At 41.4% G+C, this 12,984-nt stretch carries 10 protein-coding genes; 9 read left to right on the top strand and 1 reads right to left on the bottom strand.

Annotated features, from left to right (window positions below; all coding sequences use genetic code 11):
* The first annotated feature begins 5 nt into the window (after positions 1-5).
* From ftsI to G0028_RS17520, 5 genes are all read left to right on the top strand, one after another.
* Positions 6-1,841: a penicillin-binding protein PBP3 gene (gene ftsI / locus G0028_RS17540; RefSeq protein ID WP_180046495.1), complete on the top strand. Its 1,836-nt coding sequence runs from the start codon at positions 6-8 to the stop codon at positions 1,839-1,841.
* A 7-nt stretch (positions 1,842-1,848) separates the two neighbouring features.
* Positions 1,849-3,339, top strand: coding sequence for a UDP-N-acetylmuramoyl-L-alanyl-D-glutamate--2,6-diaminopimelate ligase (locus G0028_RS17535; protein WP_180046493.1), 1,491 nt, complete (start codon positions 1,849-1,851; stop codon positions 3,337-3,339).
* 8 nt (positions 3,340-3,347) lie between these two features.
* Positions 3,348-4,757 (top strand): UDP-N-acetylmuramoyl-tripeptide--D-alanyl-D-alanine ligase, encoded by a 1,410-nt coding sequence (locus tag G0028_RS17530; protein WP_180046491.1) that lies wholly within the window; start codon positions 3,348-3,350, stop codon positions 4,755-4,757.
* Positions 4,757-5,875, top strand: a complete 1,119-nt coding sequence (gene mraY / locus G0028_RS17525) for a phospho-N-acetylmuramoyl-pentapeptide-transferase (RefSeq protein WP_130072280.1) — start codon at positions 4,757-4,759, stop codon at positions 5,873-5,875. The genes G0028_RS17530 and mraY overlap by 1 nt, the downstream gene beginning before the upstream one ends.
* Positions 5,876-5,971: 96 nt before the next feature.
* Positions 5,972-6,763: a putative RNA methyltransferase gene (locus G0028_RS17520; protein ID WP_180046501.1), complete on the top strand. Its 792-nt coding sequence runs from the start codon at positions 5,972-5,974 to the stop codon at positions 6,761-6,763.
* Positions 6,764-7,007: 244 nt separating this feature from the next.
* On the opposite strand, the gene G0028_RS17515 is transcribed toward G0028_RS17520, so the two are convergent.
* The gene (locus tag G0028_RS17515; protein WP_180046489.1) at positions 7,008-7,532 is read right to left on the bottom strand and encodes a tetratricopeptide repeat protein; all 525 of its coding nucleotides are present in this window, start codon (positions 7,530-7,532) and stop codon (positions 7,008-7,010) included.
* Between the two features lie 200 nt (positions 7,533-7,732).
* On the opposite strand from G0028_RS17515, the gene G0028_RS17510 reads away from it, so the two are divergent.
* The 4 genes from G0028_RS17510 (at position 7,733) to parC (ending at position 12,945) form a co-directional block, all read left to right on the top strand.
* Positions 7,733-8,212, top strand: a complete 480-nt coding sequence (locus tag G0028_RS17510) for a YchJ family protein (RefSeq protein ID WP_180046487.1) — start codon at positions 7,733-7,735, stop codon at positions 8,210-8,212.
* 60 nt (positions 8,213-8,272) lie between these two features.
* On the top strand, positions 8,273-8,917 hold the full coding sequence (locus G0028_RS17505) for a trimeric intracellular cation channel family protein (RefSeq protein ID WP_130072277.1): 645 nt from the start codon (positions 8,273-8,275) through the stop codon (positions 8,915-8,917).
* A 164-nt stretch (positions 8,918-9,081) separates the two neighbouring features.
* Positions 9,082-10,401 carry an MFS transporter gene (locus tag G0028_RS17500; RefSeq protein ID WP_180046485.1) on the top strand — a complete coding sequence of 440 codons (1,320 nt, stop codon included), beginning with the start codon at positions 9,082-9,084 and terminating at the stop codon, positions 10,399-10,401.
* 324 nt (positions 10,402-10,725) lie between these two features.
* Positions 10,726-12,945: a DNA topoisomerase IV subunit A gene (gene parC, locus G0028_RS17495; protein ID WP_180046483.1), complete on the top strand. Its 2,220-nt coding sequence runs from the start codon at positions 10,726-10,728 to the stop codon at positions 12,943-12,945.
* Positions 12,946-12,984: the final 39 nt, after the last annotated feature.

The following is a 12,984-nucleotide window of genomic DNA, read 5'->3' as shown; positions in this document are numbered from 1 at the left end:
GTTGTATGGCAGATCAGCAAAACAAAGCAACACGTCAACCACGAAAAAAACAGCAGCCTATTTCCGCTAAGTCTTCTGTTGCTGTGGATATGTGGCGTTATTATTTGATGTGGGGCGTAGTGCTCCTGTGTTTTATCATGTTGGTTGGGCGTGCTTTTTACGTGCAAGTGATTAATAAAGACTTTTTACAAAATAAAGCCAACGCTAATATTTTAAGAACAGAAAAACTCAAAGCGATGCGTGGTGTGATTAGTGATCGTCATGGTGTACCTTTGGCCATCAGTACGCCAATCATGAAAGTGGTGATTGATCCACGTGAATATTTTGAAACCAAAGCACAGTTTGACAAAGTTACTGAAGAGCTGAAAAAAACACCAGACAGTCGTAAATTAAAACGTCAATTACCTGATGAAAATTTAAATTTAGATGAACTTGCTGATGCAGTGGGTATTGATCGTGCGGATTTAAAGAAAAAATTAGCTGAGCGTCCACGTTCACGTTATTTGGTACTGAAAAAAGAAGTGCCACCGCCGCAAGCAGATTTGATTACACAGCGTAAATTTGCGGGTGTGTATTCGGAAAAAACCTATAAACGTTATTATCCACAACCGCAGCCCAATGCGCAGATTATTGGTTTGACCAATAGTGAGGGTACAGGGATTGAGGGCTTGGAAATGCAGCTCAATACCCGTTTGGCAGGTGAAGATGGCGAGCAAAGAATTTCCCGTGATAAACATGGTAATCGCATCACAATTCCTGAAGTGGTTAAAGAAGTCACGCCTGGTGAAAATATTACGCTCAGTATTGACTCACGTTTGCAATATATTATGTACCGTGAGTTGACGGCGGTAGGTGTGGCGAATAGTGCTCGCTCTGCATCTGCGATTGCAGTGGATGTAAAAACGGGTGAAATTTTAGCCATGGGGAGTTGGCCATCTTATAATCCAAATGATAAAAATGGTTTAAAAAACAAAGATGCCATGCGTAACCGTGGGGCGATTGACATGTTTGAACCTGGTTCAACCATGAAACCATTTACCGTTGCAGCAGGTTTGGAAAGTGGTAAATACACGCCAAATTCTATTGTAAATACCAGCCCTGGTTCAATGCGTTTGGGTTCACATACGATTCGTGATACGCATAACTATGGTGCATTGACAGTCACAGGTGTGATTATCAAATCTTCCAACGTGGGTTCTGCTAAAATTGCTTTATCTTTACCAAAAGAGGCTTTGCCAAGTTTCTTCCGTAAAGTCGGTTTTGGTGAGCGTTCTGCGGTGAAGTTCCCAGGCGAAAGTAGTGGTCTGGTTTTACCGCCAAATAAACTGAATTCTTCGCAAATCGGTACGATGGCCTATGGTTATGGTTTGAACGCGACGATTTTACAGTTAGCACAAGGCTATGCCATGTTAGCCAATCATGGAGTGGAATATCCACTTAGCCTATATAAACTGCAAGATCAGCCAAAAGGCAAACAGGTTTTAGAACCTAAAATTGCCGATGATGTGCTGTTGATGCTTGAGCAAGTGACCATGCCAGGTGGTACCGCTCGGCAAGCCAATATTCCCGGTTATCGTGTTGGGGGTAAAACAGGGACAGCACATAAACTGCGTCCTGACCATAAAGGGTATTCGAATACCGAGTATCGTGCGCTATTTGCGGGTGTTGCCCCGATTAGCGACCCACGTTTAGCCATTATTGTGGTCGTGGAAAATCCACGTGGGCAATATTATGGTGGTTTGGTTGCTGCCCCTGTTTTTGCAAAAATCATGCAAGAATCTTTACGTTTAATGAACGTACCCCTTGATAAACCTCTCGATTCTGTAAATCCATCCAAATAGGTGAATGATGACGATCCATTTTCAAGACATTTATCCCGTCGACAATCCCCCAACTTGGATGGTCACACCATTTCAAGGCTTTTGTTTAGATAGTCGAGCTATAAGCGCAGGGCAAATTTTTATTGCCCTGAATAGCTTTTCACAACCTGAAAAAACCTTACAATTTGCTCAGTCTGCACTAGATAAAGGTGCTTTGGCAGTGATCAGTGAGAATGATCTTACACTTGAAAATAGTTGGACGTTTCCTGATGTGCGCCAGCATATGGGGCAATGGCAAAAACAATATTTAGCAGCGACTCAACCCGTAGGTGCTGCACGTGTATTGGCTGTAACAGGGACCAATGGTAAAACCACGATTTCTCGTTTGGTTGCTGAGCTGTTGATGCTCAAAGGCAAAAAATGCGCTGTGATGGGCACCACAGGGAACGGGATTTTACCGAATCTTGAAGCCTCTTCGCATACCACTTTAGATGCGTTGCAAATGCAAAATTCACTGCATCAATTTGCTGCAAACGGTGCGGAATTTGTGTCTTTAGAAGCGAGTTCCCATGGTTTAGAGCAAGGGCGTTTGAATGGTGTTGATATTGAAATCGCTGCTTATAGTAACTTAAGTCGTGATCATTTAGATTATCACGGTACGCTTGAAGCATATGCTGAAGCCAAGTCCCGTTTGTTTAAATTTCCAAGTTTAAAAGTGGCGATCATCAATGTGGATGATGCACATGCAGACGTGATGTTGGATGCAGCGAGTAGCAATCAATCACATCCGAAAGTGTTGACTTATTCCACCTCGAAAGCCGCAGATTATCAAGTCTTTGGGATTCAATACAGTTTGGAAGGCGCAAGTTTTCATTTAAAAACTGAAAAAGGTGAATTTACCGTTAATAGTCCTTTGCTTGGGCATTTTAATATTGAAAATTTGCTTGCGAGTCTGATTATGGCTGAACAGGCAGGTTATGACTTGGCAGATCTCATTGCATTGGTCCCTCAGTTAAAAGGTGCACCAGGACGTATGCAGGTGATTCGTGATGAAGATCGTTTGTTTGTCGTGGATTATGCACATACGCCTGATGCATTGACACAGGTGTTAAAGACACTGAAACGCCATGTTGAAAATCAGTTATGGGCTGTGTTTGGTTGTGGTGGTGATCGTGATCGTGGCAAACGTCCATTGATGACCAAGGCAGCTTTGGAACAAGCCAATCCGATTATCATTACATCAGACAATCCGCGTACTGAAGATCCTGAACAAATTTTTGCAGATATGAAACGTGATGTTGACTTCAGTCAGCATGATGTTTATGAAATCCATGATCGTCGTGAAGCGATTAAATATGCGGTAAAACATGCCCAATCAGGCGATATTGTTGTGATTGCAGGAAAAGGGCATGAAGACTATCAGGAAATTGATGGCGTCCGTCATTGGTTTGATGATGTCGTTGAGGTGCAGTCTGCAGTAGATATGCACCGTCATAAAACAAATTCTCCAGCTCAGTAGGAATAGAGATGCACACCTCGACCACCAGTACTGTGCCTTTAGAGCCATGGTCAGCAGCTGAGCTTGCTGAAGCGACTCAAGGTTATTGGTATTTAGACAAAGCACCTCAAGGTGAAATAAAACGTATTTTGACAGATTCACGTCATGCTGAATCGGGTGATGCATTTCTTGCGCTTAAAGGTGAGCGTTTTGATGCACACAACTTTGTGGCACAAGTGGCAAAAAATGGTTGTCAGGTTGCCATTGTCAGTCAACCTGTTGATGCCGATATTTGTCAGCTTGTGGTTGCAGATACACGCTTAGCTTTGGGGCATTTAGGTGCATTCCGCCGTGCTCAATATCCACAGTTAAAAGTGATTGCGTTAACAGGGAGTAGTGGTAAAACCACTACCAAAGAAATGTTGGGCAGCATTCTTTCACGTCTAGCACCGACTCTGATTACCCGTGGTAATTTAAATAATGATCTAGGCGTACCGATGATGCTTTTAGAGCTTCGTGCTGAGCATCAGTATGCTGTGATGGAACTCGGTGCTAGCCATCAGGGTGAAATTGATTATACCTCGAAGCTTGTGCAACCGCATGTGGCAGGGATTTTAAATATCGGTACTGCACATTTGGGTGAGTTTGGTGGGCGTGATGGTATTTGCCGTGCCAAGTCTGAAATTTATGCGCATATCGATTCAGTAGGCACTTCGATTGTCCCTGCTCAGGATGATTTTAGCGATGCCATTCGCCAAGCTGTAAAAACTGAACAGGTGCTTAGCTTTGGTCAGGGCGGTGAAGTTTTTGCAACAGATGTGCAATTACAACCACAATCGGCAATCTTTACGCTCAATACGCCTCAGGGCACACGAACAGTGAATTTGCCTTTTGCGGGTGAGCATAATGTACACAATGCTGAAGCAGCAACTGCTTTTGCTTTAGCGATTGGCATCGCTTTAGATGATATTGTTATGGGTCTTGAGCAAGCGCAAGGGGCTAAAGGTCGTCTAAATTTTATTCAAAAAGACAATTATTTGTTTATTGATGACACCTATAATGCCAACCCAACTTCGATGCGTGCTGCGGCTGAGGTCTTAGCACAGCAAGAAGGCATCAAAGTGATGGTGATTGGGGATATTGGCGAGCTGGGTAATACTGCTGCACAACAGCATTATATGTTGGGGCGTGATCTTGTTTCGGTTAAAGGAATTAACTTTGTGGTTGCAGTGGGTGAGTTTTCACCTGCAATCCAAGAGGGTGCAAGAAGCACGCAATATGGTAAAAAATTGCAGGCGTTTTTAACACAAGCGCAAGCATTACCCCTTTTAATGAGTTTAATTGAAACGCATCAACCACAGTCCATGAGTTTCCTGTTTAAAGGTTCTCGTTATACCCATATGGAAACGTTGATGGCTGATTTGATGGAGAAAGTTTAATGCTGTTTTGGTTGTTTCAGCATCTAGCGGGTTATGAAAACTCATTTCAAGTAGTACGCTACTTGTCGCTACGTGCTTTGCTCAGTGTCTTAACGGCACTCGCAATCGGTTGGGCTTTAGGTCCTGTCATGATTCGTAAATTGCAAGCCTTAAAATATGGTCAAGCAGTCAGTTCTTTTGCACCAGAAAATCATGCGAAGAAAATGGGTACACCGACCATGGGCGGGATTTTAATTCTTTTGTCGATTGGGATTAGTACTTTACTTTGGGCAGATTTATCCAATCCTTATGTTTGGATTGTGTTGGCAGTCATGGTGATTTTTGGTGCCGTGGGTTGGGCCGATGACTGGATTAAAGTACGTTATAAAGACAATGCTGGTCTACCTGCAAAGAAAAAGTTTTTCTGGACTTCTGTAGGTTCATTAGGTGCAGGTATTGCGTTGTATATCATTTCAACGCAACAGGAAAATCCTGTACATGCAGCGAATATGTTGGATCTACTGATTCCATTTTTTAAAAACCTCAGTATTCCTTTGTCTGCAATTCCTTTTGGTATTGGCTTCATTATTTTCACTTATTTAGTGATTAATGGTGGATCAAATGCAGTCAACCTAACCGATGGTTTAGATGGTTTGGCGATCATGCCGATCGTATTGGTTGCGGCAGGTTTGGGTGTATTTGCTTACTTGGCAGGTGATATTCGTTTTGCCAATTATTTACATATTCCTTATGTAAAATATACCTCAGAACTTGTGATTGTCTGTGCGGCAATGATTGGTGCGGGTTTGGCTTTCCTTTGGTATAACGCGCATCCTGCACAGGTGTTTATGGGCGATGTTGGCGCATTATCACTCGGTGCGATGCTTGGTACAATTGCGGTTATGGTTCGCCAAGAAATCGTATTTGCCATCATGGGTGGTGTATTTGTCGTAGAAGCAATTTCGGTATTCCTACAAATCGGCTCATTGCGTATGCGGAATAAACGTGTGTTTTTAATGGCGCCTTTGCATCACCATTATGAGAAAAAAGGCTGGCGTGAAACCCAAGTCGTGATCCGTTTCTGGATTATTACAATTATGCTGGTAGTTTTAGGTCTAATGACTTTAAAATTGCGTTAAGCAAAAGTTGTTGAAGAGAGTCGGCATCTGCCGACTTTTTTTTATGGCTTTAAAATGAGTTTGGAGAAGGTTTTGAAACAAATCAGGAATGTGTTGATGTGTCCCGTGTGCCGTGAAGCACTCAGCTTAACTGAACGCACATGGCGCTGTATCAACAATCATAGCTATGATGTTGCTAAGCAAGGTTATGTCAATTTGCATGTGGTTCAGCATAAACACAGCAAAAATCCGGGCGATACACCTGAGTCTGTTCAAGCCCGTCGTGCATTTTTAAGTGCTGGCTTTTATGCACCGCTACAACAAGCTGTAGTGAATAAGATTCGTGCTTTACGTATTGAAAACTTACTTGATATTGGTTGTGGTGAAGGCTATTACACGGATGCGATGCAGCAAGAAGTCATGCAATGTGTAGGGGTGGATATTGCCAAAAATGCAGTTCAAGTTGCAGCTAAACTCAATAAAGAAGTGGATTGGGTTGTGGGTACTGGCGCAACTTTGCCTGTAATGGATCATTCAATCGACCTATGTACTAGTTTATTTAGTCCGATTCCACAAGAAGAAATTTTGCGGGTATTAAAACCTGAAGGTTATTTGATGGTGGTGACGCCCGCACCTAATCATCTCTATGCGATGCGTGAAGCTTTATTTGATGAGGTCAATGCCCATGATCCACATAAGTTTGTGGAACAGTTACAAGCACATTTCACTTTGGTGGAGCAACCGATTGTAGAATCTACATTTGAGTTAGATCAGACACAATTAAAAAATTTAATTGCAATGACCCCATATGCCTATAAAGCCAAGCCTGAAAAACGCCAAGCGCTTGAGCAGCTTGAAAAGATCAGTCTGACTGCGAGTTTTCAGGTGTATTTATTTCAGAAAAATTGATGTGATGTTTAAGTTTAAAATGTCTTAACAGCATTGGTTTGGAAATGAAAATAATAAGGTGCTTAAGTCCTCAAGATCTATAAAATATCTGCTAAATTCTTAAGCACCTAAAAATAATAACAAGATACATCACATGGATTGAGTTCTATGCAGTGCATTGTGCATAAGGTGTATGATGTAAATTGTTGATTGAATCAGAAATCAATTTAAAAACAAAAGCAATAAAATAAGCTATAGAAGAAATTTACTTTTGATCAATATTGGCAATCACCATCTGAGCAGAAATACTTCCATTTTCGGCAGCTTTCCTATACCAATAGATTGCTTTGTCTACATCACGAGGGACTCCGTTCCCATACGCGTATAGCATACCGATATAGAGCTGTGCTTTAGCATAATTTTGTTCAGAAGCTTTTAAGTACCATTCCATTGCTTTTTGGTAGTTCTCCCTGACAGAATAAGATAGTCCCACATCATATTGGGCTTCAGGATCTCCTTGTAAAGCCGCCTTGGTTTCCCATTTCAATGCTTCATCTAGGTCCTGTGCGATTCCAAGTCGTCCCGATGCATAGGCGATTGCTAAATCTTTTTGTGCACGAACATTTCCCTTTTCAGCACACTCTTTTGTTAGTTTTAAATCAAGTTTGATTAAGCCATCGATAATCGCTGCTGTTCTATTTTCATCGTTTTGTGGGCATTGTTCTGCAAATACATTTTGTGCATTTAGAGATAAGTACATTATTAGAATAGTTTGAATCATCAGTTTCATTTATAAGATCTTCTTTTGTGTGAAAAGGGCTATATTATCATCGTTTAATATTATGGTATTTTGCACAATATTTATGAATTATTTATTAGAGAGCATTTGATTCATTTTGATAAATGGTTATTAGTCAAATATCTTGGTGAATTTTACTAAAAAACAGAAATTTTGCTAAAATTCTTTTATAAATATGCCTGAGCTTTTCTATGTCCAACCTCCCTTGTCCCTGTGGTTCACCTCTATATAGTGAATGCTGTCAGCCTTTACATCTAGGACAGAAAAAAGCCGAAAGTGCAGAACAACTCATGCGTTCACGCTATAGTGCATTTGCAACGCAAGAGATTGATTACATCGTCAAAACCACTGCACTAGGGCAACAACAAGCTTTAGATGTTAACGCCATTGCAGAGTGGAGCAAAGCCAATCTTTGGTTAAAACTAGACGTGGTCCAAGCCAAAGAAAAACTGGGTAAAAACCATGCCCAAGTTGAGTTTAAAGCACACTATGCAGATGCCAATGATCAAGCCCAAAAGGTACAAATTCATCATGAAGTTTCGTATTTTGTAAAACATGAAGGGACTTGGTATTTTCTTGATCCAACTACAGATCAGCAAATCACCATGAAACAGCCATGTATTTGTGGTTCAGCTAAAAAATTTAAGCAATGTTGTGCTGAATTTTTATAACTTTTCATGCAATTTATTCTAGAATAGCGCGCATCGATAACCCTCAGTGGAAGAAGGGCAATGTTGTTGTTAGTCATCTACATTATTGCAATCACGGCTGAAGCTATGACAGGTGCACTGTCGGCAGGTCGACGTAGTATGGACTGGTTTGGTGTGGTGCTGATCGCCTGCGTAACCGCTTTGGGTGGTGGTTCAGTGCGAGATGTATTATTAGGGCACTATCCATTGACATGGGTCAAGCATCCTGAATATTTGGTGCTCACCTGTTGTGCAGCCTTTGTCACGATTTTGATTGCCAAATGGATGAAACATTTGCATTCCATTTTCCTGTTGCTGGATGCATTGGGATTGATTGGCTTTACCATTATTGGTTGTCAGATTGCTTTAGATATGGGACATGGCTTTGTGGTGTCTGCGGTTGCAGGCGTGTTGACAGGAGTCTCGGGTGGTATTTTGCGTGATATTCTGTGTAATGACGTACCGTTAGTATTCCGTCGTGAACTCTATGCCTCGATTTCTTTTGTTGCCGTGATCTTCTATTGGTTCTGTATGGATGTTGGCTTGTCATTGGAAGTGACTGTGATTTCGACTTTGATCTTTGGCTTTTCACTGCGTTGTATTGCGATTTACTTTGGTTTGGAAATGCCGAAATTTATCTATAAAGATGATGATGAACAATCTGCGTCTTCTAAAGATGAAACTTGATTAAACTGTTTAAAAGTTTTAATTTTTAAATCGATTCAAATTCGGTGCTGACTTTGCAACAGATCAGCATCTTGATTGATAATAATGACGACAATTATAAATCCTGTTGTGAAAGCAGTACCTCCAACGTTCACCGACACAGATCATTCATGTAGAGCACTCTTATGGATTTAGTTTCACGCGTACAACGCCTACCGATTGGAAAATTTCACTATACCTTGTTATGGGTGATCGGACTCGGTTGGATGTTCGATGCCATGGATACAGGATTAATCTCGTTTATCCTGACCAAAATGGCAGAAGAGTGGCAAATGACACCTTCGGAAAAAGGCTGGGTGGTGTCGATTGGTTTTGTCGGTATGGCAATTGGTGCTGTATTTTCAGGTGGATTAGCAGATCGGATTGGGCGTCGTACTGTATTTGCGATTACTTTAGTGACCTATAGCATTGCTACGGCATTATGTGCGGTTGCGCCAAACCTGACATGGTTATTGGTGTTTCGCTTTATTGTTGGGCTTGGCTTGGGTGGGCAGTTGCCTGTGGCTGTGACTTTGGTCAGTGAATACATTCCTGCACAGGTGCGTGGTCGTTTTATTGTTTTACTCGAAAGTTTTTGGGGCTTAGGTTGGCTCGTTGCTGCACTGATTTCCTATTTTGTGATTCCTGATTATGGTTGGCACATTGCCTTTTTAATCGGTGGTTTACCTGCAATTTATGTATTTATGATTCTGAAAAAAGTCCCTGAATCTGTGCCGTATTTGATCAATCGTGGACGAATCGAAGAAGCACATGCCTTAGTACAAAAGCTTGAACGTGAATGTGGCGTTGAAGTGATTGAAATTATAGAAGTAAAACCTGTTGCAGAAAAACAAAACATTTCATTTTCACAGCTTTGGTCAAATCCTTTTGCGAAACGCACGTTGATGTTGTGGTTGATTTGGTTCGGTATTGTATTTTCCTACTACGGCATTTTTACATGGCTACCGAGTTTATTGGTTAAACAAGGCTATAGCATCGTTCAGTCATTTGAATATGTGTTGGGCATGATCTTGGCACAACTGCCGGGTTATGTGGCTGCTGCTTGGTTGGTGGAAAAGTTAGGACGTAAAGCAACGTTAGCAGGCTTTATCGGCATGTGTGCAGTGTCGGCTTATTTCTTTGGGCAAGCCACTTCAGTTAGTATGATTATGCTGTGGGGTTGTTTGATGTCATTCTTTAATTTGGGGGCTTGGGGCGTTCTCTATACTTATACACCTGAACAGTACCCAACCAATATTCGTGCTTTTGGTTCAGGTTGGGCATCTGCGATTGGGCGTATGGGGGGGATCGTTGCGCCTTTAGTCGTCACGCATATGATGGTCGCAACGAATGGTTTTAGCGCGGTCTTTATGATGTTTACGGCTGTACTTTTAGGTGTGGCTGCGGTGATTTTGGTTTTGGGTGAAGAAACCAAAGGTAAGACTTTAGAAGAGATTGGTTTATAAGATGACTTAATGTGGAGAGATCAAATGGGGGATACACCTCCATTTGATCTTGCACAGTTAAAATAAAATTGTATGACTACATATTTACTTTTCTGAAATTCAAAGAAAAATGATTTTATGACAGAGAAAGTCATGAACAAAATAAAAATAATCAGTTGCCCATTGAACTAAAAATGGATAATTTTACAGCGCTAGATTTAGTGAAAGACGCAAATTGTCGCAGAGTTACAAGACTGCCCCTTGTGTCGTCTCAGTATGCGACTTAGCATAAGAACATAGAGATATAAATTTTTAGAACGCATTTATTTAGGATTAAAGGTTGTTATGACAAGCCTTGCGCATCATGCGACAGAAAACCGTTCCGTAGCAGAATTTACCGAACAAGCTTACCTCAACTATGCCATGTACGTGATTATGGATCGTGCATTGCCCCATATCAGTGATGGTTTAAAACCTGTACAGCGCCGTATTGTCTATGCGATGAGCGAGTTAGGCTTAAAAAACAGTGGTAAGCCGAAAAAATCGGCACGTACCGTCGGCGATGTGTTGGGTAAATACCATCCACATGGTGACTTGGCTTGTTATGAAGCCATGGTGTTGATGGCGCAACCCTTCAGTTATCGTTACCCATTTATTGAAGGGCAAGGTAACTGGGGTTCACCTGACGATCCTAAATCCTTTGCAGCAATGCGTTATACCGAAGCAAAACTCTCACAGTATAGTGAAGTGCTATTGTCTGAATTGGGGCAAGGCACCTGTGACTGGCAAGACAACTTTGATGGTTCGATGAAAGAACCTGTACATTTGCCTGCACGTGTACCGAATATTTTGTTAAATGGTACCACAGGCATTGCAGTCGGGATGGCGACAGACATTCCACCGCATAATTTACGAGAAGTGGTCAAAGGCACGATTGCCTTAATTCGTAATCCAAATATCAGCGATGAAAAAGTTGCCGAATACATTCCTGCACCAGACTTACCGACCAAAGCGGAAATTATTACGCCACCTGAAGAATTATTAAAATTACAAATTACAGGGCGTGGTAGCTATCGCACGCGTGCAATTTACACGATTGAAAAAAATGAAATTGTGATCACAGAGCTCCCTTATCAGGTCTCAGGTTCAAAAGTCATTACTCAGATTGCAGATCAAATGCAGGCGAAAAAATTGCCTTTGGTCAGTGACTTACGAGATGAGTCTGATCATCAAAATCCGACACGAATCGTGATTATTTTACGATCAAATCGGATCGATGCTGAAGCAGTGATGAGCCATTTATTTGCGACGACTGACTTAGAGTCGAGCTATCGTGTCAATATGAACATGATCGGCGCTGATGGTCGTCCGCAAGTGAAATCCATTCGTAAAATATTATTGGAATGGATCGAAATTCGTAAACAAACGGTCACACGCCGTCTGCAATATCATCTGAATAAAATTGAAAAGCGTTTACATATCCTCGGTGGTTTGATTATTGCTTATCTGAATATTGATGAAGTGATTCAAATTATTCGAGAAGAAGACCAACCGAAACCTGTGTTGATGTCACGCTTCAATATTGATGAAATTCAGGCAGAAGCCATTTTAGAACTTAAGTTACGCCATTTAGCAAAACTTGAAGAAATGGAAATGCGCCGTGAACAAGATGAGCTTGAAGCACGTGCTGCGGTGATTCGCGAACAATTAGAAAATCCTGAATCATTGAAAAATCTGATTATTTCTGAGCTGAAAGAAGACGCGAAAAAGTTTGGTGATGATCGCCGTTCCCCAATCGTGCAACGTGCTGAAGCACATGCGATTAAAGAACAAGATTTGATGCCGGCTGATCCTGTCACGGTGGTATTATCAGAGGCAGGTTGGATTCGTTCTGCCAAAGGTCATGAGATTGATGTCGAAAAATTGAATTTCCGTGCAGGCGATCAGTACCTTAGTTCAGCGCAAGGTAAGTCCAACCAAAAAGTCTATATTTTAGATGAAACAGGGCGTAGTTATGCACTTGCAATCAATAGCTTGCCGTCCGCACGTGGCTTGGGGGAACCGCTGAGCTCAAAACTTTCACCAGCCAATGGTGTGAGCTTTGTTCAGGTCTTGGTCGAGGAGGATGACAAAGAAATCCTTGCTGTTAGTTCTAAGGGCTACGGTTTTAAAACCCAAGCCAAACAATTGGATACCAATGCCAAAGCAGGTAAAGCTTTCTTAACGCTCTCTGATGATGCTAAAGCATTACCACTTAGAGTGATTGAAAATCATACGCATTTGGCTATACTCAGTTCAGCAGGCCGTTTACTGTGTATAGCGTTGTCAGAATTGCCAATTCTAAATAAAGGTAAAGGAAATAAGTTGATACAACTTGAAAGTGAAGATCAAATTTTAGATCTACTTACTTTCAACTTAGATGATACAATTCAATTGCTTGCAGGTCAGAAGCAATTAAAACTAAAAGGCAATGATTTATTACAGTTCATTGGTAAACGCGCGTCTAAGGGGCAACTCTTAACACGTACTTATCAAAAAGCAAATAGACTGTTGATTCAAAGATAAAACTAGCATCCATTGCTCAAAATACGTTATATATGATCT

Origin of the sequence: Acinetobacter piscicola (genome assembly GCF_015218165.1) — a bacterium.
GTDB classification, from domain to species: Bacteria; Pseudomonadota; Gammaproteobacteria; order Pseudomonadales; family Moraxellaceae; genus Acinetobacter; species Acinetobacter piscicola_A.
The sequence above is the reverse complement of the archived record's forward strand: the minus strand, read 5'-3'. Positions and strand labels throughout refer to the sequence as shown.

What these genes read in the sequence shown, in the direction of transcription:
- ftsI (WP_180046495.1), top strand. Translation starts at nt 6, where the DNA reads ATGGCAGATCAGCAAAACAAAGCAACACGTCAACCACGAAAAAAACAG.
- G0028_RS17535 (WP_180046493.1), top strand. Translation starts at nt 1,849, where the DNA reads ATGACGATCCATTTTCAAGACATTTATCCCGTCGACAATCCCCCAACT.
- G0028_RS17530 (WP_180046491.1), top strand. Translation starts at nt 3,348, where the DNA reads ATGCACACCTCGACCACCAGTACTGTGCCTTTAGAGCCATGGTCAGCA.
- mraY (WP_130072280.1), top strand. Translation starts at nt 4,757, where the DNA reads ATGCTGTTTTGGTTGTTTCAGCATCTAGCGGGTTATGAAAACTCATTT.
- G0028_RS17520 (WP_180046501.1), top strand. Translation starts at nt 5,972, where the DNA reads ATGTGTCCCGTGTGCCGTGAAGCACTCAGCTTAACTGAACGCACATGG.
- G0028_RS17515 (WP_180046489.1), bottom strand. Translation starts at nt 7,532, where the DNA reads ATGAAACTGATGATTCAAACTATTCTAATAATGTACTTATCTCTAAAT.
- G0028_RS17510 (WP_180046487.1), top strand. Translation starts at nt 7,733, where the DNA reads ATGTCCAACCTCCCTTGTCCCTGTGGTTCACCTCTATATAGTGAATGC.
- G0028_RS17505 (WP_130072277.1), top strand. Translation starts at nt 8,273, where the DNA reads ATGTTGTTGTTAGTCATCTACATTATTGCAATCACGGCTGAAGCTATG.
- G0028_RS17500 (WP_180046485.1), top strand. Translation starts at nt 9,082, where the DNA reads ATGGATTTAGTTTCACGCGTACAACGCCTACCGATTGGAAAATTTCAC.
- parC (WP_180046483.1), top strand. Translation starts at nt 10,726, where the DNA reads ATGACAAGCCTTGCGCATCATGCGACAGAAAACCGTTCCGTAGCAGAA.